Here is a 21,594-nt window from a genome sequence, read left to right on the forward strand (position 1 = left end):
AGGTGGAACGAAATCAGGATAAAGCGATGCTGTTTAAAGACGAAATACAAATGCTGAAACGAGTGCCATTCTTTTCGGAGATGGAACCGTCAAAGCTTAAACTTCTGGCTTTTGCATCGGATCGCGTATCCTACCACAGTGGTGATGTTCTATTCCGGCAGGGTGATGTGGGCGACGCCGCCTATGTGCTTCTGACCGGTAAAGTCGATGTGCTCATCGATTCTCCTGCCGGCCCCATCAAGCTGACGGAAATGACCGGGAACGCAATCGTTGGCGAAATCGCCATCCTCTGTGACAGCGTCAGAACGGCGACGGTACGGGCGTCGACCAATGTCGAAGCTCTGCGTATCGGCAAGGAACAGTTTTTCAAGCTGATGTCGGACTTCCCCGATATCACCATCAAGGTCATGCGCGTCCTTGCCGAGCGGCTTACGCAAACCACGGCGGAACTGAGCAAAGCGCGCACCATGGCGAAAACATAAGTGGCAATTCCTTGCTACCGTCACGCGCGATCTTGAAAAAACAGACGTCGCGCCATTGCAATATACATGAAATGCTGGATGAATAGTGAGACGTCTGCTGTGGGGCAGCAGACATAGGTAATGCGTTTACAACGGGCCTCCAGGGAGGAAAGCTTGCAAGGCTCCGTTGTGGTTTGGGGTGTATCATGGTGTTCGGTTCCGACGTAGCGGGTCGGGAAAATGATGAGAATTTTCGGATAAAGATCTGGGGAGCGCGAGGAACACTCCCCGTTTCAGGTGAGGATTTCCGGAAATATGGAGGCAATACGATCTGCATCGAGGTTCGATGCGGAAATCATGTTCTTTTGTTCGATGCAGGGTCCGGACTTCTGCCAGCCGGCCTGGCGCTGCGTGCCGAAGGCGTGACGGACGTCAACCTGTTCTTCTCACACTGCCATTACGACCACATTGTCGGCTTCCCCTATTTCAAGCCCTTCTACAACAGCGCCAATGATGTGAAGATCTGGTCCGGTCATCTGGCCGGCACGAAAACCACGCGCGAAATGCTCAAGGAATTCATGAGCCCACCGTGGTTTCCCGTTCCGCTGGAAATCTGTTGCGCCAGAATTGCGACCAGGGACTTTCTCCCTAGCGATACCCTGGACGTGCGCCCTGGCCTCTCCATTCGCACCGGAATGCTCAATCATCCAGGCAATGCGGTTGGCTACCGTATCGATTGGGCAGGTAAATCGCTTGCGATCATAACGGACACCGAACATGAGCCGGGCACCTTTGACGAGACGGTGCTGGACCTCATCAAGGACGTCGACCTCTTCCTGTATGACGCCATGTTCACGGACGAAGAGATGGGCCTCTATAAAGGCTATGGCCATTCCTCATGGCAGCAGGCAATCCGCCTCGCCAAGCTTGCCAATGCAAAGAGCGTCGGGTTCATCCATCATTCGCCAACACGCAGCGACGAAGAACTCGATGACATCGAGAAACAGGCGAAAGAGCAGTTCGACGGTGCATTTGCGGCGATGGATCATCAGATCATCGAACTCTGACGAAAAATTTCGCTCCATCGACCTGGCCGTCTCCATCCTTCGGAACAATCCGTGATACGAACACGTACAAGTGACAATAAGTGTGTGTTCCCTTCCACGATGTTGCCGCAAGCCATTGCGCAATAACGCAGAAGAACAGTTCGTCGCGATGACGGGTGCTTACGCAATGAATGATGGGGGAACCGCGAGATTGGAACAGGCAACGTCACACCGACAGACCGCATAAAGGGATTTCCATGATCCGCTTCGTGCCGGAAACCGCGCTCAGACATGCCCGGATTGGCTCTGGCCTTGTCATGTTCGCGTTTGTCTGCAGCCATCTTTCAAATCACGCTCTTGCGCTCGTATCACTGGAAACCGCAGAAAAAGGGCGCAAATGGTTCAGCCTGCTCTGGCTGAATCCAGCAAGTAGCATTCTGCTTTACGGCGCGCTTCTCGTTCATTTGGTGCTCGTCCTTCGCTCCATTTATCTGCGCCGGACCTTGCGGATGCCTCTGCGTGAAGCATTGCAGACTGGTCTTGGTTTGCTAATTCCCTTCCTCATCATCGGTCATGCCGTAAACATCCGTTTTTCCAGAATACTTTACGGCGTCGATCTCGGTTATCCAGACATCATTCGCAGACTGTGGGTCGAAAATCCCGGTGCTGGTGCATGGCAGAGTTTTGCGCTGCTGGTGATTTGGACACATGGCTGCATCGGCGTATTTTTCTGGCTGCGTTATCGGGACTGGTACCCACGATTTTCAGGTTTCTTCCTGACCTTTGCTGTCATGCTCCCGATCCTCGCCCTCTTGGGTTTTGCTGATGCCGGGAGACTACTCGAAGAGGAGAGTGCCAGGCTGAGCCTGCCGCCGGGGCTTGCCGAATACAGCCAGCATCCGGAATATCAACGCTCGCCAAGCCAGATGGAAAATCACATCAAATCCATCACGACAGGTGCACAGGCGCTCTTCGCATCAGCGGTTGCAGTTGTGATTGCAATGCGTGGCCTGCGCGCGTGGCGGCAGCGAACCGGCGCTATCGAAATCCGTTATGAGCATGGCGCGCAGGTGCGTGTACCTGCTGGACTGAGCATTCTGGAAGCAAGCCGGATTGGCGGTATTCCGCACTACTCCGTTTGCGGAGGAAAAGGCCGTTGCTCGACCTGTCGGGTCAGAATTCTCGATAGCAAGGGACCTTTGCCGCCTGTTGGCGATATCGAAAAGAACACGTTACGGCGCATTCATGCTGATTCCGATGTGCGGCTTGGCTGTCAGTTGCGCCCGACCGACAATCTCAGTGTCGCGCTCCTTGTATCTCACAATCAGCAAAGTGATCTCCCACCCGATACGCAAACGACACGGCCAGGCCGGGAAGAGGAGATCGCGGTTCTGTTTTGCGACATCCGCAATTTCACCTCGCTATCGGAAGCGAAGCTCCCTTACGACGTCGTCTTTCTGCTGAACCGCTATTTCACGATCGTCGGGCAGGCGGTCGAACAGGCAGGTGGACGCCTGGATAAATTCATCGGCGATGGGGCCATGGCGCTTTTTGGTGTCGAGGGAAAAACCGAAGATGCCTGCCGCAATGCGATGAAAGCAGCCGCCACGATTTTACGGGAACTGTCGCTTCTGAACGAGGGATTGGAAAGACAGTTTTCCGTAAGGCTGGAAGTGGTCATCGGCATTCATTCAGGCCCGACCATTGTTGGCGTTATGGGCTATGGTTCAGCAAAAACCCTCACCGCCATTGGCGACACCGTCAATGTCGCAAGTCGGCTGGAATCGAAAGCCAAGGAGCTTGGTGTGGCAATTGTGGTCTCTGAACCGGCCATTATTCAGGCCGGTCAGGACATCGCCGATCTGCGCAACGAAAAGATCGCTATCCGTGGCAGAAACTCGCAACTGAAGGTCTTCCTCTTGTCAAAGGAAGAGAGCGAGCGGTTCCTGTAAAACCAACGCACCTATCAGATCTTGCGGTAGAGAAAATAACGGTCGGTTGGCACGCTGTCCGGCACCGGAAGCGGTTCAAGGGCCGGATGCTCGAGTGGCAGGCCACTGATGGCGATGCCGCCCGCACCCAGCAGGCCAGCCGCAAGCTGGGGAAGCCAGGTCAAGGTTATCGCGTCTTTTTCCGGATATCCCGTACCAATATCGGCATGTACCAGCGCCGCTTCCGAGCCGATATAGGCGGGAGCGGTTTCCGATATCTCGCCAATCACCATGTCCTCCGCCACCGGAACGGACGAAGCATGGGCGCCCATCGCCCTGTCGAAGGCAATGATACGACGCTCCGGGAAAAGTTCGCGCAGGTGATTGAACGTCCGCCCATTGCCAAGACCAACCTCCATGATCGCCCCGTTGCGTGGCAATTCGAGGTCGTCACGCACGTGGTTGAGAATATCCCGCTGTGCGGTCAAACGGCGAATGAAACTGTCGAGTCTGCTCATGCGATATCCAATGGAACGAGAAATGGGAGGACGATCAGGCCTTTAGGATATGTTTTGCGGCGATGCCCCGCCTTGCAAAGACGTTTCGGGTATCGATGATCAGTGGCGACCACTCCACGAGCGTCGCGTAGTCCACGTCGTCGTGATCGGTCGCGATAAGCACGGCATCGAACGCACCGATGACCTCCTTGCGCCACGCGACAGACTGCATGCCCATCAAGGCGCTGTATTCGCGCGTTTTCGGGATTTCAGCCACGTAGGGATCGTAATAGAACGGTTCGCCGCCACGCTCATGGATCAGCTCGATCAGCTTCAGAGACGGGCTTTCGCGAATGTCAGGCACGTTCTTCTTGTAGGCCAGTCCAAGCACCAGCACTTTGGAACGGCTCAATGCCTTGCCGGCATGAATATCCAGCGCCTCCGCAACGCGACCGATCACATGCCGGGGCATGCCGGTGTTGATTTCGCCCGCCAGTTCGATGAAACGCGTCGGCAATTCATACTCACGCGATTTCCAGGTGAGGTAGAAAGGATCGATCGGAATACAGTGACCGCCGAGACCGGGGCCTGGATAAAAAGGCATATAACCGAAAGGTTTGGTCTTGGCCGCATCGATCACCTCCCAGATGTCGATGCCCATTGCCTCGTAGACCACCTTCAGTTCGTTGACGAGCGCGATGTTGACCGCTCGGAAAACGTTCTCGGTAATTTTCACCGCTTCAGCCGTCGCCGTCGTTGACACGGGAACAACTTTTTTCACGACCGCACCGTAGAATGCCGTCATCAGCGTTCCCGCCGCTTCACCATCGCCGGCAACGACCTTCGGGATCGTCGATGTTTCAAAATCCCGATTGCCGGGGTCCTCGCGTTCCGGCGAAAAACCTATGAAGAAGTCGACGCCGGCCATCAGCCCGGATGTCTCAAGTATGGTTTTCACCACTCCATCGGTCGTACCGGGATAAGTGGTTGATTCCAGCACGATAAGCTGTCCCACACGAAGATGTGCAGCGATGTCACGGCAGGTTTTTTCGACGTAGGAGAGATCCGGTTCACGATATTTCGTCAGCGGCGTCGGCACACAGATGGCGATCACATCGCAATCAGCCAATTTCGAAAAATCGGATGTTGCAACAAACCCATCGTCTCGGCGCACCTCTTCCAGAACATCGTCCGAGACCGCCTCGATGTAGCTTCGACCCGCGTCGATCGCGATGATTTTACCGGGGTCGATATCGAACCCGGTGACCTTGTAGCCCGCCTTGGCGATTGTCATCGCCAGCGGCAGGCCGACATAGCCAAGTCCGATCACGCCTGCTCTGGCGCTCTTGGTTTCAATGGTGGTGAGCAAATTCTGGAAGGAGACCGAGGAAGTCAAAGCGTGTTACGCTCCGCGCATTGCAAAAAGATGCCTTTCAGTTGGGCAAGAATGAACAAGCTGTCAAGGCTCGTGGTCCTCAAATTACGGTTGACGCAGTGACAGCGGCCGACGCAAAACCATGCAGATGAAAATCGCTTTTTATTCGCCGCTGAAATCTCCCAATCACCCTGTCCCTTCCGGAGACCGGTTGATGGCGCGCCTTTTGATGAAAGCAATGGCGATGGGCGGCCATGAGGTTTATGTCGTTTCGGAGTTGCGGAGCTTCAACAAGCACCCCGATGCCCTCAGTCGAGCGGAGATAAATGCTGCGGCAGAACGTGAAGTGGCACGGATTTCCGGGGTTTGGAAAAGCGAAGGCAAACCCGATCTCTGGTTTTGCTATCATCCCTATTACAAGGCGCCCGATCTCTTGGGACCAACGCTTTGCAGGGAATTCGATGTTGCATACGTCACGGCCGAAGCGTCTTATGCTCCCAAGCGCAATGCGATGGGATGGCAGGACATACAGGATGGACTTCTGTCCGCATTGGCAGATGCTGCCGTCAACATCTGCTTTACCGCACGGGATCAGGACGGGCTCTTGCGGGCCTCACCGGTCGTTCACACAGCAATGTTACCTCCCTTCATCGAAACCGGCGCCTTCCGTGATAACGAGCCAACGCCCGTAGAGGGAAAACTGATTGCAGTCGCAATGATGCGAGCGGGTGACAAGCTCAGCAGCTATCAAGCGCTGGCCAATGCGCTGGTGATGTTGCCGAACGATCTGGAATGGACGCTCGACATTGTGGGAGACGGACCCGAACGCGAACAGGTGGAGGCCATGTTCCGACCCGTCGACGCTCGGCAGCTCGTATGGCACGGCGAAAAACCCTCCACCGAAATACCCAACCTTCTCTCCAAGGCATCGATCTATGTCTGGCCGGGACATGGTGAGGCTTACGGGCTTGCCTATCTGGAGGCGCAAGCAGCAGGTCTTCCGGTTATCGCGGAGCAGACGGCCGGGGTGCCGGAGGTGGTAAAATCTGGAATGACCGGACGATTGACGCGCGCAGGCGATACGGGCGCCTACGCAAAAGCGATCGAGTCCCTGCTGACCGATGAGACAAGTCGTCGGATTTTGGCCGACGGCGCTCGCCGCTTTGTCATGGAGGAACGGTCGCTGGAGAAAGCTGCCGAACGATTAAACGACATTCTTTCGCAAACGAAGGCGCAGAAACCATGAGTGTGGAAAAGCTTGTTGCTGCCTTGGACGCATGCGCGAAGCGTGGTGTCACAGCCGATCTCTGGCTGAGAGATGACGACGCGGTCGAACCCACGGCAAAACTCGATCGATTGCTCTGTCTCTCCGAAGACTTTTCGGTGCCAATGACCCTTGCCGTCATTCCGGTTGCCACGTCGGAGAAGTTGTCGACCTATCTCGATGGCGCACCTCTTGCAACTGTCGCCGTCCATGGCTGGTCCCATACCAACTATGCGACGAAGGAGGAAAAGAAGCAGGAGTTGGGGCGCCATCGGGAAACGGCCGTCGTTGTCGCGGAGCTACAATCCGGACTGCGAAAACTACGCGATCTGCATGGTGGACGTTTCACGCCGATGCTCGTCCCACCTTGGAACCGCATCGATGCCGGTGTCGTCAGCGAACTACCGCAAATCGGCTATCGTGCCCTTTCCGTGTTTGGCCCGGAAAAGGCGACAGAACCGCCATCTCAGAATACCCATGTCGATGTCATGGACTGGCATGGCACGCGCGGCGGACGCGACCACGACACTCTGTTCGCGGAAACAGCCACTCGCATAACAACAACAATGGAAGATGGTGGGACGACAGGTATCCTCACCCATCATCTGGTGCACGACGAAAACGTCTGGCGATTTTTGACGATGCTCCTGGAAGTCACGACAGATCATCCGGCATGCCGCTGGCGTTCGTCCGCCGATCTTATCGAAACGCCTTCACCATGATTTCCAGGCAATCAGCAATCCACCATCCTCGTCCTGAAGGCCGGCCCTGACAGCTTCTACCTCGTCAAACGGCGCACGATCGGCCATGGATGCGGCAACGAAATCTGCTGGTGCCAAGCTGATACTTCCTGCCCGGGCGATAATCGTGAAGATCAATGGTCCCGTGGCCCACCAGGCAGGAGCACGCGGCATATCCCTGACAATGCCTGGAAAGGCGTCGAGAAGCTTGCGAAAGACAGGATGCCCGGCAGGTGCCGCAATAAACGAATTGGCCAGGAGAACGCTGCCTTTTCCGGTCTCGCGTGGTGTTTTTTCATCGAAAGCCATAAGCCCGATCATCGGCAAAACGGCATCGAAGCTCAAATCATCGCGCGCCGGATACCAGTCGCAATCGAGATAAATACCGCCGAAACGGTCCAGCAGCTTGTAACGAGCAACATCGACGGCACCGGGATAGTCGCGTTTGTCCAACATGGTCTTGAAGGTCGCGTCGGCAAAAACACCTTCACGCTCCAACCCGTCCTCGCGCCATAAAAAATATTCATAACCGTTCGCCCGCGCATGAGCCTCCCATGCGACGGTCGATACCGGTGGAGGTTTATCGCCGATCCATATTTGGTGGATAATTTTGGGCACCGGCTGCCGACTTTTTTCCGCGACGGTGCGACGCTCCTCCACTGAGAACTGCGCGTATTTTGCGAGCGTCGAAGGGGGCGGTACCAGCGTGTACTGATAGCCGATCTTCGCAATCCTGTCGCCCTCGGCCTTGGCAAGGCGCAGACGGGCAGCATGCAACCTTCGCGGAAGCCCAAGCACCGTCGGCTCACCCATCAGGTGCCCATCCTCAACCGCAACGAGTGAAGACAGGATCGCATGCGCCTCGGCATATTTGCCATTCCCCTGCAACTGTCGGGCCTTATCCAGCAATGCGTCGTAATATTTCTTGTCCGACATTTAACCCTGTCCCGAAACACTGACTCACATATCGCCAAACCGAAGCCGCCAGGCAAGTCGCCGATTTAAGAAGCCGGCTTCGAATTCGCAGCATATACAGGTGTTTCAAGGGCATAGACAGACACAAAGCCCTACGATAACGTGACGTTAGAGCCTTGGATGAACTTTGTCGCAAGGCAATACTCAAGAAGACGACAGGGAACCTTTTTGGCATGAGCGCAGGCGCGGATTTGCTCCGCATCGAAAACTTGCAGGTGTCGTTTTCTCTCATGGGAGGAACCATCAATGCGGTAAGGGGCGCCAGCCTCCGCATTCTGCCGGGCAAGGTAACGGCGCTCGTCGGCGAATCCGGCTCCGGCAAGTCCGTGATCGGCCAGACCATCATGGGTATCCAGGCCAAAACCGCACGCGTGACGGGTCGCGTCCTGTTTTCCGATCCGGCCCTTCCAGCGCAGGCGCCAGTCGATCTGCTGCAACTGCCGAAAGACGGCAGGGAAATCCGCGCCATACGTGGTAACCGCATCGGCCTGATCTTTCAGGAACCGATGACATCGTTTTCAGCGCTGCACACAATCGGTAACCAGATCGATGAAGCGCTTAGAATTCACAGTGTCCTGACGCCAGCGCACCGTCTCGAAAAAATGCACGAGACGCTTGATCTCGTCGGCTTTTCCAATCCGGCCAAGATCTGCAACATGTATCCGTTCGAGCTTTCAGGCGGCATGCGTCAGCGCGCCATGATCGCGATGGCACTGATCTGCCGCCCTGCGCTATTGATCGCAGACGAGCCGACGACGGCTCTGGATGTGACCATTCAGGCCCAGATCTTGAAGTTGTTGCGCGATCTGCAGAGCCGACTAAACATGGGCATGCTGCTTATTACTCACGATCTCGGCGTTGTCGCCAACATCGCCGACGAAGTTGCCGTCATTTACCAGGGCGAGATCATGGAGGCCGGTCCCGTCGACGACATCTTCAGGGCTCCCAGCCACCCCTATCTCAAGGGGTTGATGGCTGCCGTGCCGCATTTCGACATGAAACCCGGCCAGAGGCTGAAAGCACTTCGTGAAATCACGGTCGATCACGAAAGTCTGGTCGGCAAGAAGAAAGTCGCTCAGAGCGACAAAGCACCTGATACGATTCTGACGGTCGACAACATCAGCAAGACCTTCACGACGCGCAAATCCAGCTGGTTCCGCAGTGGCAAGGCTAACGCCACCAAGGCGGTCAATAGCGTCAGTTTCGAGATTCGCCGGGGCGAATGTCTCGGCCTCGTTGGAGAGAGCGGCAGCGGCAAAACCACTGTCAGCAAGATTCTCATGCGTGCCGTCCGACCGGACGAAGGTTCGGTAACGTTTCACAGCCGAGATGGCGACATCGACGTCCTGAATGCGCAGGACGACGACCTCAAGCAGTTGCGCTCCAAAATCCAGATGGTGTTCCAGGACCCAATTTCGTCTCTGTCGCCGCGCATGACAGTGGGAAATATCCTGAGTGAACCTCTGGAAATCCATCGTCGCGGCGATGCGAAATATCGTGCGGAGAAGGTTCGTAATCTTCTCAAGGCCATCGGCCTTGGCGAAAGTGCCCTCAATCGTTATCCGCACAGCTTTTCAGGTGGCCAGCGCCAACGCATTGGCATTGCCAGAGCCCTGACGCTTGGCCCTGAGCTTCTCATCTGCGACGAGCCGGTTTCCGCCCTCGATGTGTCGGTGCAGGCGCAAATTCTCAATCTGCTGAAGGATTTGCAGCAGGATCTCGGTTTGACCTATCTCTTCATCTCCCACAATCTGGCGGTCGTCGACTACATGGCAGACCGCGTCGCGGTCATGTGTGAAGGCCGTATCGTCGAGCTCGCGCCACGGGAAATCTTGATGCGGTCGCCGGTCCACCCCTATACCAAATCTCTGCTGGCTGCGGTTCCGTTCCCCGATCTGGACCGCCCTCTCGACTTTCGCACCATCGGCAAGATCAGCGCGACGGGCAAATTCGATTGGGGCAAGCAGTTCCGCGATGAGGGCGAAGGAACGATGATCTCCGCAGATCTGGGTGAAGGCCATTTCGTGCTCGCCAACGGCAGCGCCGATATCCGAGAGTTGCGACCTTGATTACCCGCCGCACAACACTTGGCCTGCTGGCCTCCGTTTTTCTGCCGTTCACGGCACGGGCAGCTTATGTCGACCCTGGCTTTTTCAAGGAAAAAAAGGACAAGGGCGAATTGCCGGATGTTTCCGAGCGTTTGCCGAAAAATCCCCGCATCATCAACATGAAAGAGCTTGGCCGTGAGCCGGGTAAACATGGCGGTTCAGCACGAATGCTGATCGGCGGGCAGCGAGACATCCGTCTGATGCCGATCAACAGCTACGCACGTCTTGTCGGCTATGATGAGAACTTCAATTTCCAGCCGGATATTCTTGAGAGCTACGACATTCAGGAAGAGCGGATCTTCACGTTGAAACTGCGAGACGGCCATAAATGGTCGGACGGCAGTGACTTCACGACGGAGGATTTTCGTTATTTCTGGGAGGATGTTGCCCTCAACCGTGAAATCCACAAGGGTGGCCCGCCGATCGAATTGCTTGTCTATGACAAGCCGCCGCTCATCGAAATCATTGATCGCCTGACCGTTCGCTACACCTGGGAAGGCCCTAACCCGGATTTCCTGGCAAAGCTTGCCGCCGCCTCCCCCGCGCGACTGTGTCTGCCGGCCGCCTACATGAAGCAATTCCACGTCAAATATCAGACGGCGGAAAATCTCGCGAAGCTCATCAAGAAAAACAAGACCGATGACTGGAGCGGATTGCACATCAAGATGTCGCGGCAGGTTCGTCCGGAAAACCCTGCATTGCCGACACTCGACGCATGGCGCAACATGACATCGCCACCGGCCGAACAATTCGTGTTTGAGCGAAACCCCTATTATCATCGTGTCGATGAAAATGGCCTGCAACTGCCCTATCTCGATCGTTTCCTTCTGAACGTGACGTCATCAGACATCATTTCGGCAAAAACGGCATCTGGAGACAGCGACATCCAGTTCCTTGGCCTCGATTTCACTGACTACACCTTTTTGAAGGATGCCGAAGAGCGCTTCCCCTTGAAGGTCAATCTCTACAAACGATCGCAGGGTTCACGCATAGCCTTGTTGCCGAACCTGACCTGTGGCGATGCGGTCTGGCGGGAGGCGTTCCGCGATGTCCGCGTGCGCCGCGCCTTGTCGCTGGCGATCAATCGGCACGAAATCAACATGGTGTGCTTTTACGGTCTGGCGACCGAGAGCGCCGATACCGTGCTGCCTGAAAGTCCGCTCTATCGTCCGGAATTCGCCAAAGCCTGGAGCGAATTCGATCCCGCGCACGCCAACCGTCTCCTGGATGAAGCGGGCCTCGACAAACGCGACAGCAAGGGCATGCGGCTCCTTCCAGACGGCCGGCCGGCCCACATCATCGCTGAAACCGCGGGTGAAAGCACCCTCGAGACCGATGTGATGGAGCTCGTCACCGATCACTGGCGGCACGTCGGCATCTCGCTTTCGGTGCGCCCGACCCAGCGCGACGTTTTCCGTAAACGTGCCATGGGTGGCGAGGTCATGATGTCCGTCTGGATGGGCATGGACAACGGGGTGCCAAACGCCGACATGTTGCCCTCTGGCCTTGCGCCGACGGGCGACGACCAGTTGCAATGGCCCGTCTGGGGCGTGCATTATCTGTCCGGTGGACGCGAAGGCACGGCCCCCGATCTGCCTGAGGCCGCTCAATTGCTGGCAATGTTGAAGGAGTGGCGACGCACGGTATCCGACGAGGACCGCAAGCGGATCTGGCTTGAGATGCTGGAGCTTTATTCACAGCAGGTTTTCTCGATCGGCCTCGTCAACGGAGCGCTCCAACCGGTCGTTCACGTCACGCGCATGCGCAATGTGCCGGAGAAAGCACTGTTCGGTTACGAGCCAACGTCCTATCTCGGCGTCTATATGCCGGATGCCTTCTGGTACGACGGAGACGCTTGATATGTTGCGGTACATTCTCAAGCGCATCCTCGTGATGATCCCCACCCTGATCCTGATCTCGATGTTGGTCTTCACCATCATCGAGTTACCGCCAGGGGATTATTTCGAAAGTTATGTCGCCGAAATGCGCGCCATGGGCGAGACAGCCAATATGGCGGAAATCGAGGAACTGCGTGTCCGTTACGGTTTCGACCAACCTGCGCCCATTCGTTATCTCCGATGGGTCAGCGGCATGCTGGTCGGCGATTTCGGCTATTCCTTCGAATATCAGCTTCCGGTCAACGAAGTCGTGGGCGACCGCCTGTGGCTGACCGTTCTGGTGTCCTTTGTCACCATTATCGTTACATGGCTGATCGCGTTCCCGATCGGCATCTACTCCGCTACCCACAAATACAGCTGGGGAGATTACGGGCTGACGTTTTTGGGGTTGCTGGGCATCGCCATTCCCAACTTCATGCTGGCGCTAATCCTGATGTATTTCGCCAACATATGGTTCGGCATTTCCATCGGCCATCTGATGGATCGTGAATATCTCAATCAGGCGATGAGCTGGGCCAAGTTCAAATCAATCCTTGAACATCTGTGGATTCCCGTCCTGATCATTGGAACGGCGGGAACGGCCGGCATGATCCGGCGCCTGCGCGCCAATCTGCTGGACGAGTTGCAGAAACAATATGTCGTCACCGCACGCGCCAAGGGGCTTCACCCTTTCAAGGTCCTGATCAAGTACCCGCTCCGCATGGCATTGAACTTCTTCATCTCAGACATCGGCTCGATCCTGCCGGCCATTATCTCCGGTGCGGAAATCACCGCCGTCGTTTTGTCGCTGGAAACCACCGGTCCGATGCTCATCAGAGCGTTGCAGAGCCAGGATATGTATCTTGCCGGCTCGTTCCTGATGTTCCTGGCTTTCCTGACGGTGATCGGTGTTCTTGTCTCCGACATCGCGCTTGCCATACTTGACCCGAGAATCCGCTTCGGAGGCGATAACGTCAAATGACTTCACCCGCCCCGACTCCCATTCCCAAGCCCGGCGAACCGCTTCCGCACTATGTGTCAGCGGCGCCATTTGATCCCTATAGTGTCGAGCCTGCGACGTCGGGGCTGGCGGCCTTCGGAAAGGCATCGCAGTTTCGCCTGATGTGGTGGCAGTTCCGCCAGCACAAGATCGCCGTATGGTCCGGCGCGTTTCTGGCTGTCCTTTATCTCTCGATCCTGATCTGCGAGTTTCTGGCACCCTATAACCTGCACTCGCGCAACATCGACCACATCTACGCCCCGCCACAGCGCGTCCATTTCTTCAATGACGGCAAGTTTGTTGGACCGTTCGTCTACGGTCGGGAAATGACGCTCGACATGGAAAACCTGCGGCGCGTCTATCGGGACGTCCCGACCGATGTTCAGCCGCTGCGGTTCTTCTGCCAGGGCGATACCTATCGCTTCTGGGGATTGTTCGATGGCAACAGACACCTCGTCTGCCCGGCAGAAGGCGGCGAAATGTTCCTGCTCGGCACCGACAGGCTTGGTCGCGACGTCCTTTCGCGCATCATCTATGGCGCACGTATTTCGCTGACCATTGGCCTTTTGGGCGTCGCCATGAGCTTCGTTCTCGGGATTGTGATCGGTGGATTGGCCGGATATCGCGGCGGTACGTTCGATCTCATCGTGCAACGCCTTATCGAAGTGCTGCAGTCGATCCCCAGCATACCGCTCTGGCTGGCATTGGCGGCAATCATGCCCGTCACCTGGAGCCCGATTCTCGTCTATCTCGGCATTACCATCATCCTCGGCATGCTGGACTGGACCGGGCTGGCACGCGCGGTGCGCTCGAAATTGCTGGCGCTTCGCGAAGAAGACTATGTTTTAGCAGCACAATTGATGGGTGCGGGAACGACGCGCATCATTGGGCGACACCTGATACCAGGCTTCATGTCGCACCTCATCGCGTCGGCCACGCTGACGATACCGGGCATGATTCTTGGCGAAACCGCACTCAGCTTCCTTGGCCTGGGCCTGCGCCCGCCGATCACAAGTTGGGGAATTCTACTCACGGAGGCGCGCAGCGTCAGCGTGATTGCGCTATATCCGTGGCTTCTCATTCCGACGATCCCGGTCGTTCTCGTCATTCTGGCCTTTAATTTCTTCGGTGACGGACTACGTGATGCCGCGGACCCTTTCAGATAAAATGGAACACGCCTTGATAGACTGCCCTTCCGCCATCGCCTTTTCCGTGAAAGGCACCAAGAGGTGTGGCCCATGACCTCCCGCCTGAATGATGCGCGCATCCTGATGTACAGCCACGACTCTTTCGGGCTCGGACACCTTAGACGGTGTCGGACGATCGCCCATGCGTTGGTGGAGGATTATCGCGGCCTCAACGTTCTTATCATTTCGGGCGCAACGATCGCCGGCGCCTTCGACTATCGCGCTCGCGTCGATTTTGTAAAAATCCCGAGCGTCATCAAGCTGCGCAACGGCGAATACACATCCATGGATCGACACATCGATCTTCAGGAAACCCTGAAGATGCGCCGTTCGATCATCTACCACACAGCCGAAAGCTTTAAGCCGGATATCTTCATCGTCGACAAGGAGCCGATGGGCCTTCGTGGCGAAGTCGAAGAGACACTGGCCTATCTGAAGCAGCAGGGAACCAAGCTCGTCATCGGTTTGCGTGACGTCATGGATGCGCCGCAGCTTCTTGAGGCCGAATGGAAACGCAATGACGTGATGAACAAGATCAGTCATTTCTACGATCACGTCTGGGTTTACGGACCACCGGATTTCCACGACCCGCTGACTGGGCTGGACGTTCCACAGAGCGTGCGCAGCAAGATGGATTTCGTCGGTTTTCTGCAACGCTCCAGAACACAAGCGGAAACCGTCTCGCATAAACCGGATGGCGATTATCTTCTCATCACGACAGGCGGCGGCGGTGATGGCAGCGAACTGATCGACGACGTGATCAATGCCTATCATCACGACAAGGATCTGACCCACAAGGCACTCGTGGTGCTCGGTCCCTATATGCCGGTTGATCAGCGCCAGCGTTTCGTCAGCCTCGTCGCAGACATTCCGCATATTGAGATCATCGAATTCGACAACCGAATGGAAGACCTGGTTGCAGGTGCTCAGGCCGTCGTATCGATGGGGGGCTACAACACAGTCTGCGAAATCTTGTCGTTCGACAAGCCGGCTCTGGTCGTGCCGAGAACCATCCCGCGCGAGGAACAGTTGATCCGTGCCAGCCGCGCGTCGGAACTCGGGCTTTTCGACATGCTTTTGCCGGAAGACGCCGAAAATCCGGGAAAGATGGCTGCGGCTCTCAAAGCGTTGCCCTATCGTAATCCGCCTTCCGTCAATTCGCAGAACCTCAAGCTCGACGGCCTCGAAAACATTTCGAAGCGCATTGCCGAATGGCTACACCCGGAAAGCGAAAAGACGCCGGCTGTCCAGACGGCATGACCGACCGGTTCGATGCGTCGACCTGAAAGAGACACGATCAACGTGACAAAAAAAGAAAAAATCGTGGTGCTGCTCAAGGGTTACCCGCGGCTGTCCGAGACCTTTATTGCGCAGGAACTTCTGGGGCTGGAAAGGGCCGGGCTTGAGCTGGAACTGGTGTCCATGCGCCGCCCGACCGACAAGAAGCGTCATCCGGTGCATGATGAAATCCGCGCACCTGTCACCTACCTGCCTGAATATCTGCACGAGGAACCCTTGCGCGTTCTCAAAGCGCTCTGGGCATGCCGAAAAAAAGTCGGCTTCGGCAAAGCCCTTCGCCAGTTCTGGCAGGACTTGCGCCACGATGTCAGTCGCAACCGCTTCCGGCGTTTCGGCCAAGCGGCGGTTCTGGCTCATGAGTGGCCCGTCGACGCTGGATGGCTGCATGTGCACTTCATCCATACTCCAGCTTCGGTTGCCGCTTATACCCATCTGATCACCGGCACCCCGTGGACGATTTCCGCCCATGCCAAGGATATCTGGACATCCTCCGATCGCGATCTGTCCACCAAACTGAACAGCGCCCGCTGGGCCGTTACGTGTACCGCCAGCGGCTTCCAGCACCTTCTTGGGCTGTCCGGGAAAAAACAGAATGTGCATCTGAGCTATCACGGATTGGATCTGACCCGCTTCCCGCATTTCGATGGTCCGCGTCCGATGAGAGACGGCTCGGACGCAAACGATCCGGTGCGTGTTCTAAGCGTTGGCCGCGCAGTCAAGAAAAAGGGGATCGATGTGCTTTTGCGAGCGCTCTCCTCCCTGCCATCAGAGATCCACTGGCATTTCACCCATATCGGTGGCGGTGATGAGCTTGCGTCGCTCAAACAGCTTGCCGATGAACTCGGCGTCGCCGATCGCATCGTCTGGACAGGCTCAATGGATCAGAAACAGGTGCTGGAGAACTACCGCCAGGCAGATCTGTTCGCGCTTGCCTGCCGCATCACCAGCGATGGCGACCGTGACGGGCTTCCCAATGTTCTGGTGGAAGCAGCCAGCCAGTCGCTGACGTGCATTTCCACCAATATATCCGGCATTCCGGAGTTTTTTGTTGATGGGGAAAATGGTCTGCTGACAGAACCTGAGAATCCCGTGGCCTTCGCCAATGCTCTGCAACGGGTGATCACCGATCCACAATTGCGCATCAGCCTTGGTGAGGCAGCGGAACACCGGGTTCGCACGGCCTTCGATCACAGAACCAGCATTGCGGACCTCAAGGCACTCTTTGAAAGCGAATGGGAGAAGGCATCGTGACGACGACTGAACGGCCTCCCCGCGTCTTTTTTTATGTCCAGCATCTGCTCGGCATCGGTCATATCGCCCGCGCCAGCCGGGTTGCCAACGCGCTCCAGGCGGATGGTTTCGATGTGACGCTTGTAACAGGGGGCATGCCTGTTCCCGGTTTTCCAGGTGACGGAATACGCCATGTCGAGCTACCACCGATCGCCGTGAGCGACGGTAGTTTTTCCGGCCTTGTCGATGCGACGGGAAAGCCAGTGGACGACGCTTTCAAAAAAGACCGGACCGACATGCTGATCGGCGCCTATCACGGCGCCAAACCGGATATCGTCATCATCGAGGCTTTTCCGTTCGGGCGCAGGCAGGTTCGCTTCGAACTTCTGCCGCTGCTGGACGAGATCGAGGACAGCGAGCCCAGACCACTGGTCATGGCCTCGCTTCGCGACATCCTGCAGGAACGTTCGAAACCGGGGCGGGACGAAGAAACCGTCTCATTGGTGAAGAAACATTTCGATGCGGTACTCGTGCACGGCGATCCGAATTTCGTGCGGCTTGAAGATACCTTCCCTCTCGCTGAACAGATCAGCCACCGCGTTGTCTACACCGGCCTTGTCGCTCCGCTCGCGCCACCACCGCCGTCGGAAAAATTCGATATCATCGTGTCTGCGGGTGGCGGTGCTGTCGGTGCAGCACTCATTCAGGCAGCCCTAGAGGCAGCGCCAAAAGTCAAAGGGATTGAAAACTGGTGCCTGATCGCTGGCCCCAACATGCCCCAGGCTGATTTCGAGGCAATTACCGCAAAGGCCGGGGACAACATCTCCGTTTTTCGATTCCGCAAAGACTTTGCAAGTCTGCTTACCGGCGCGCGACTTTCCATTTCCCAGGCAGGCTACAACACGGTCTGCGATGTCCTTCAGGCAAAATGCCGTTCCTTGCTCATTCCCTTCTCGGCAAGTGGCGAGACGGAACAGAGTGCCCGCGCGGAACGTCTGCAAAAACTCGGGCTCGCGCATGTACTGGAAGAAAAAGACATTACGGCACAGTCGATGGCCGATGCCATAGAAAGAGCTTTGGCGCTGCCTGCTCCGGACCTCGTCTCCCTCGATCTGGATGGCGCATCGGGAACAGCTAGGGCGTTGCGCCATATCTATGACGAGCGTTGAGTATATCCCTCAATGCCCGGACAGTCGCCTCGTCCGTCTGTTTGCGTTCCGGGCCGGCAAAACCGAGCTTTGAGACCTGGCTTTCAGGATCGTAAGGCTGGGCGGACGAACATGACGCATGAATCTCTGTTATCGGAAGCCGGTCCAACAGCGCTGGCGTGATTTGAGGACGAACCCCCGCACCCGGCATGATGACAATCCGGTCACCTGCCATGTGGCAAAGCCGCTCCAGCATATCGATACCCTCCAGGGCCGATCTCGCACCTCCCGATGTCAGGATGCGCGAGAACCCGAGATCGACAGCCGCCTCCAGTGCCTCCCTCATATCAGGCACCACATCAAAAGCGCGATGCAGGGTCAGATCCAATCCCTCGGAGTGGCGGCAAAGGTCTTCAATCAACGGCACGTCAAGCGCGCCGTTTTCACGCGATGCACCGAGAACGACGCCGGAAAGACCAGCGCGTCGAACGGCATCGATATCGTGTTTCATCTGATCAGCATCTTCACCGGTGAACACGAAATCCCCGGCGCGCGGCCGTATCATCACGCTTACCGGCACATCATACCGGGCCGCCAACTGCAAAAGACCCGATGACGGCGTGACACCGCCACCCGAAAGGGCTGCGCACAATTCGATGCGGTCTGCCCCACCTTTGACGGCGGCGGCCAGCCCGGCAGCATCGTCTACGCAAATTTCGAGAATCATCGACACCTCTTTCGTTGTACCGCCGTTATCGGCGACGGCCCTTCCCATCAAGTGCATAGAGCATGTAAATGCCGCCCAGACCGAACATCGCCCCGAGAATGGAGGTGCCGGCATAGTTGGAGAACAATGTTCCGATCGCAAAGATCAATGCACCAACGCCCGCACTGAGGAATATGTTCACGGCAATCAGCGAGCTTCCAAGTCCCGGCCGGTCAGCGATCAGTTCCTGCAGATAGGTAATGGGTATGCTGATGATCGCGGCAGCACCAAGCGCGCTGATACCGGTCTGGGCATAGATGTGCCAAGGCGCGCTGGCCAGTCCCTGGAAGACCAGGTAGATGGCGTAGAGTACGGCACCTGTCGCAAGGGTGATCGTCTGCGGCAGCTTCTTCTCGATCCATCCCCAGAACAGGATGAAGGCGATTTCCAGCGCGGCTACGATACCGGCTACGATACCGATGTCTGCCACCGTACCGCCGGCCTGCCCCGTGATGATCAGAGGCCGCACGGAATCGTTCAGATGCAGCATCGAGCAAATCAACGCGATGGCAATGACGCGCAACAACACCCGGCGCGAACCAACCTGAGCCAGCGAGGCGCGCAAACCGAAACGTGCCTCATTTCCAACCGAAATTGGCGTGGAGGTGCGCGGCAGATAGAAGGCGACCAACAGGAAACAGACGCCTGCACAAATGCCCGAGAACAGGAAAGACGACATCATGTTGCCGGTGTTCACCAGGAAGATGCCAACGATGCCGGGCACGAGAACCCAGGATAACGAAATCGTTGCCCGCATGATCGAGTTGACGGCGATCATGTCATTCATGGAGAGGTCGCGGGCGTCAGCGCGAACATGCGCAAAAATCAACGAATTCATGGCGCCGAAAATCGGCAACAGAACAAGTTTCGCCGCCACGAACGCGGACGCATTGGCAGCGAGATAGACAAGAAAATAACCGCTTACGCCAAACAGCGCGATGAACAGCATCGGCTTGCGGTATTCGCCGAGCCGGTCTGCCACGATCCCCATCAGCACGCTGGCACTGACATTGATGACGGCGGCAAACAACATCAACAGCGAGTATACAGTATTGCTCAGTCCGATCTCGCGAATGCCGATGACCGCCTGATAGGGCGCGGTTGCAGCATTCGAAAAACCGAAGAACAGAATGGCAAGCGCCCCGATCCGGATCGACGGATTGCTGATAACGATGGAAAGAGCGGAGCGCATAAAAACTCACGAAAGATGATCCGCAAATCCGGATCGATACGAGGGCATCTTTCCCGACGCGCTGTTATCGCCAGCGCGCCGAGAGAACGGGTTCCGGGCTATAATCGAAAGACATGCTCCATGGGAAGATGGCTCCTTGCCGCCGGTGGTTCGGAAGACTTTCGATATCCTGATTGATGACGCCGTCCGTCAGTGCCATCAGATTTGGATTGGCGATTGGTGCAAGCTCTGGTGAGAGATAACCCGATTTCACCACAAGCAGCTTTGCCTCTTTGGGGTCGAAACCAAGCCGCGTAAAATCGGACAGCATATGATACGGTCTGCGCCGCGCAGCGAGGATGACCGTTACGCCACCAATGGCAACAACAGCCTGGCGCTGCTCGTCCGTACCCGGGTCATCGAGTTTCAAAACCAGCGCTTCGACGTTCACGGACGGACTTTGAGGATCGAGGCTACCACCGATCTGCAGGCTGACAGATGCACCTTCGCCTGCCGCAAAACACGCCTCGACAGCCGGCTTGTCCGTAATACCGCCCATCAACGCGCCCTGCCAGTTTCTGGCAATGAGCGCAGCCAACACATCAGCCCGATCTCCCACCCCACCGCCGGTCGGGTTGTCACCGGAATCAGCCAGAATGATCGGCGTAGTCACTGTCTTTGCCGCAATGTCCAGAATGGCGTCCAAAGGCTCGGTCACCGGTCCGAACTCGAAGTCCTGACGTGCATCCCAATAAGCCTGAGCAATCTCGACGGCAACGGCCTGCGCCTCTTGCTTGTTGGTGCCCGTTACCACTGCGCAGGCTGTTGCCCGAGGCTCATCCGCCCAGACATAGCCGATCATGAAATTCGCATCCCAGATGCCGGGTCGCGCATCATGTTGCGGCAACACCGCATAGAGACTCTTGGCAGGTTCATCTTCCGTTGAGGTTTTTTCACCTGGAAGCAGAACCGGGATCTTTGCCCATGCGACGCCGGGCTTCTCACCCGTTTTCAGGGCTTTCAGCAACATGGACCACGCCCGCACCATGGTTTCGCGTACGTCGATATGCGGCGCAGTACGGTAACCCGCAAAAATATCAAGCTGATCGATGATCCGCTGGCTGACATTGCCATGCAGGTCATAGCTGGCAGACACGATCACATCTGGCCCGACAACGGCGCGGGCACTGGAAATCCAGTCACCCTCGGCATCGTCCATGCCTTCGACATTCATGGCGCCATGCATGGCAAGATAAAGCCCGTCAACCGGCAGGACCGCGCGAAGCCTTTCAAGAAATTCCGTCTTGAAAGCCTCATAGGCCTGGCGCGAGACAGGGCCGCCGGGAACTGCCCGTGCATGCAGGAGCGGCAGAACTTCCGCCCCTCCATCACCCAGAAAATTGAAATACTCGGCTTCGACCAGATCCTGACCGCGGAAGACACGAAAATCCTCCGGCCTCATCAAAACCGGCGAAGACGTGCTGCATTCAGTGTGAATGCCGCCAACGGCAATACGCAT

18 protein-coding genes are annotated in these 21,594 nt (G+C 56.7%); 12 read left to right on the top strand and 6 right to left on the bottom strand.

Annotated features, from left to right (window positions below; genetic code table 11):
- Window positions 1–26: 26 nt before the first annotated feature.
- The 3 genes from FY156_13760 to FY156_13770 all read left to right on the top strand — a co-directional run bounded on the left by FY156_13760 (window position 27) and on the right by FY156_13770 (window position 3,459).
- Complete coding sequence (locus FY156_13760; GenBank protein ID UXS02452.1) at window positions 27–482, top strand: cyclic nucleotide-binding domain-containing protein; 456 nt, start codon at window positions 27–29, stop codon at window positions 480–482.
- A gap of 185 nt (window positions 483–667) precedes the next feature.
- Entirely contained in the window at window positions 668–1,528 is an 861-nt protein-coding gene (locus tag FY156_13765) for an MBL fold metallo-hydrolase (protein ID UXS02453.1), read from the top strand.
- Window positions 1,529–1,764: 236 nt separating this feature from the next.
- Window positions 1,765–3,459: an adenylate/guanylate cyclase domain-containing protein gene (locus FY156_13770; GenBank protein ID UXS02454.1), complete on the top strand. Its 1,695-nt coding sequence runs from the start codon at window positions 1,765–1,767 to the stop codon at window positions 3,457–3,459.
- 14 nt (window positions 3,460–3,473) lie between these two features.
- Here FY156_13770 and FY156_13775 read toward each other — a convergent pair whose 3' ends face one another.
- Both FY156_13775 and FY156_13780 read right to left on the bottom strand, forming a co-directional pair.
- Window positions 3,474–3,956 carry a hypothetical protein gene (locus FY156_13775; GenBank protein ID UXS02455.1) on the bottom strand — a complete coding sequence of 161 codons (483 nt, stop codon included), beginning with the start codon at window positions 3,954–3,956 and terminating at the stop codon, window positions 3,474–3,476.
- 34 nt (window positions 3,957–3,990) lie between these two features.
- On the bottom strand, window positions 3,991–5,331 hold the full coding sequence (locus FY156_13780; protein ID UXS02456.1) for a nucleotide sugar dehydrogenase: 1,341 nt from the start codon (window positions 5,329–5,331) through the stop codon (window positions 3,991–3,993).
- 127 nt (window positions 5,332–5,458) lie between these two features.
- Here FY156_13780 and FY156_13785 point away from each other — a divergent pair, with 127 nt between their 5' ends.
- Window positions 5,459–6,556 carry a glycosyltransferase family 4 protein gene (locus FY156_13785; GenBank protein UXS03153.1) on the top strand — a complete coding sequence of 366 codons (1,098 nt, stop codon included), beginning with the start codon at window positions 5,459–5,461 and terminating at the stop codon, window positions 6,554–6,556.
- Window positions 6,553–7,296: a polysaccharide deacetylase gene (locus FY156_13790; protein UXS02457.1), complete on the top strand. Its 744-nt coding sequence runs from the start codon at window positions 6,553–6,555 to the stop codon at window positions 7,294–7,296. The genes FY156_13785 and FY156_13790 overlap by 4 nt, the downstream gene beginning before the upstream one ends.
- Here FY156_13790 and FY156_13795 read toward each other — a convergent pair.
- Window positions 7,288–8,250 carry a mannosyltransferase gene (locus tag FY156_13795; protein ID UXS02458.1) on the bottom strand — a complete coding sequence of 321 codons (963 nt, stop codon included), beginning with the start codon at window positions 8,248–8,250 and terminating at the stop codon, window positions 7,288–7,290. The two genes, FY156_13790 and FY156_13795, sit on opposite strands and share 9 nt — an antisense overlap.
- A gap of 212 nt (window positions 8,251–8,462) precedes the next feature.
- On the opposite strand from FY156_13795, the gene FY156_13800 reads away from it, so the two are divergent.
- The 7 genes from FY156_13800 to FY156_13830 all read left to right on the top strand — a co-directional run bounded on the left by FY156_13800 (window position 8,463) and on the right by FY156_13830 (window position 18,159).
- Window positions 8,463–10,358, top strand: coding sequence for an ABC transporter ATP-binding protein (locus tag FY156_13800; GenBank protein ID UXS02459.1), 1,896 nt, complete (start codon window positions 8,463–8,465; stop codon window positions 10,356–10,358).
- Complete coding sequence (locus tag FY156_13805) at window positions 10,355–12,256, top strand: ABC transporter substrate-binding protein (GenBank protein UXS02460.1); 1,902 nt, start codon at window positions 10,355–10,357, stop codon at window positions 12,254–12,256. The genes FY156_13800 and FY156_13805 overlap by 4 nt, the downstream gene beginning before the upstream one ends.
- A 1-nt stretch (window position 12,257) precedes the next feature.
- Window positions 12,258–13,256: an ABC transporter permease gene (locus FY156_13810; protein ID UXS02461.1), complete on the top strand. Its 999-nt coding sequence runs from the start codon at window positions 12,258–12,260 to the stop codon at window positions 13,254–13,256.
- A complete protein-coding gene (locus tag FY156_13815) occupies window positions 13,253–14,440 on the top strand; it encodes an ABC transporter permease (protein ID UXS02462.1) in 1,188 nt (395 codons plus the stop codon). The genes FY156_13810 and FY156_13815 overlap by 4 nt, the downstream gene beginning before the upstream one ends.
- Before the next feature lie 72 nt (window positions 14,441–14,512).
- Window positions 14,513–15,721, top strand: a complete 1,209-nt coding sequence (locus FY156_13820; protein ID UXS02463.1) for a hypothetical protein — start codon at window positions 14,513–14,515, stop codon at window positions 15,719–15,721.
- Window positions 15,722–15,763: 42 nt separating this feature from the next.
- A complete protein-coding gene (locus FY156_13825; GenBank protein UXS02464.1) occupies window positions 15,764–17,011 on the top strand; it encodes a glycosyltransferase family 4 protein in 1,248 nt (415 codons plus the stop codon).
- Window positions 17,008–18,159: a glycosyl transferase gene (locus tag FY156_13830; GenBank protein UXS02465.1), complete on the top strand. Its 1,152-nt coding sequence runs from the start codon at window positions 17,008–17,010 to the stop codon at window positions 18,157–18,159. Before FY156_13825 ends, FY156_13830 begins: the two co-directional genes overlap by 4 nt.
- Here the strand turns inward: FY156_13830 and FY156_13835 are convergent.
- From FY156_13835 to FY156_13845, 3 genes are all read right to left on the bottom strand, one after another.
- Complete coding sequence (locus tag FY156_13835) at window positions 18,125–18,865, bottom strand: copper homeostasis protein CutC (protein UXS02466.1); 741 nt, start codon at window positions 18,863–18,865, stop codon at window positions 18,125–18,127. The genes FY156_13830 and FY156_13835 overlap by 35 nt on opposite strands.
- A gap of 25 nt (window positions 18,866–18,890) precedes the next feature.
- On the bottom strand, window positions 18,891–20,096 hold the full coding sequence (locus FY156_13840; GenBank protein ID UXS02467.1) for an MFS transporter: 1,206 nt from the start codon (window positions 20,094–20,096) through the stop codon (window positions 18,891–18,893).
- 64 nt (window positions 20,097–20,160) lie between these two features.
- Complete coding sequence (locus FY156_13845) at window positions 20,161–21,594, bottom strand: M81 family metallopeptidase (protein UXS02468.1); 1,434 nt, start codon at window positions 21,592–21,594, stop codon at window positions 20,161–20,163.

This window comes from Agrobacterium tumefaciens (assembly GCA_025559845.1).
GTDB lineage: Bacteria > Pseudomonadota > Alphaproteobacteria > Rhizobiales > Rhizobiaceae > Agrobacterium.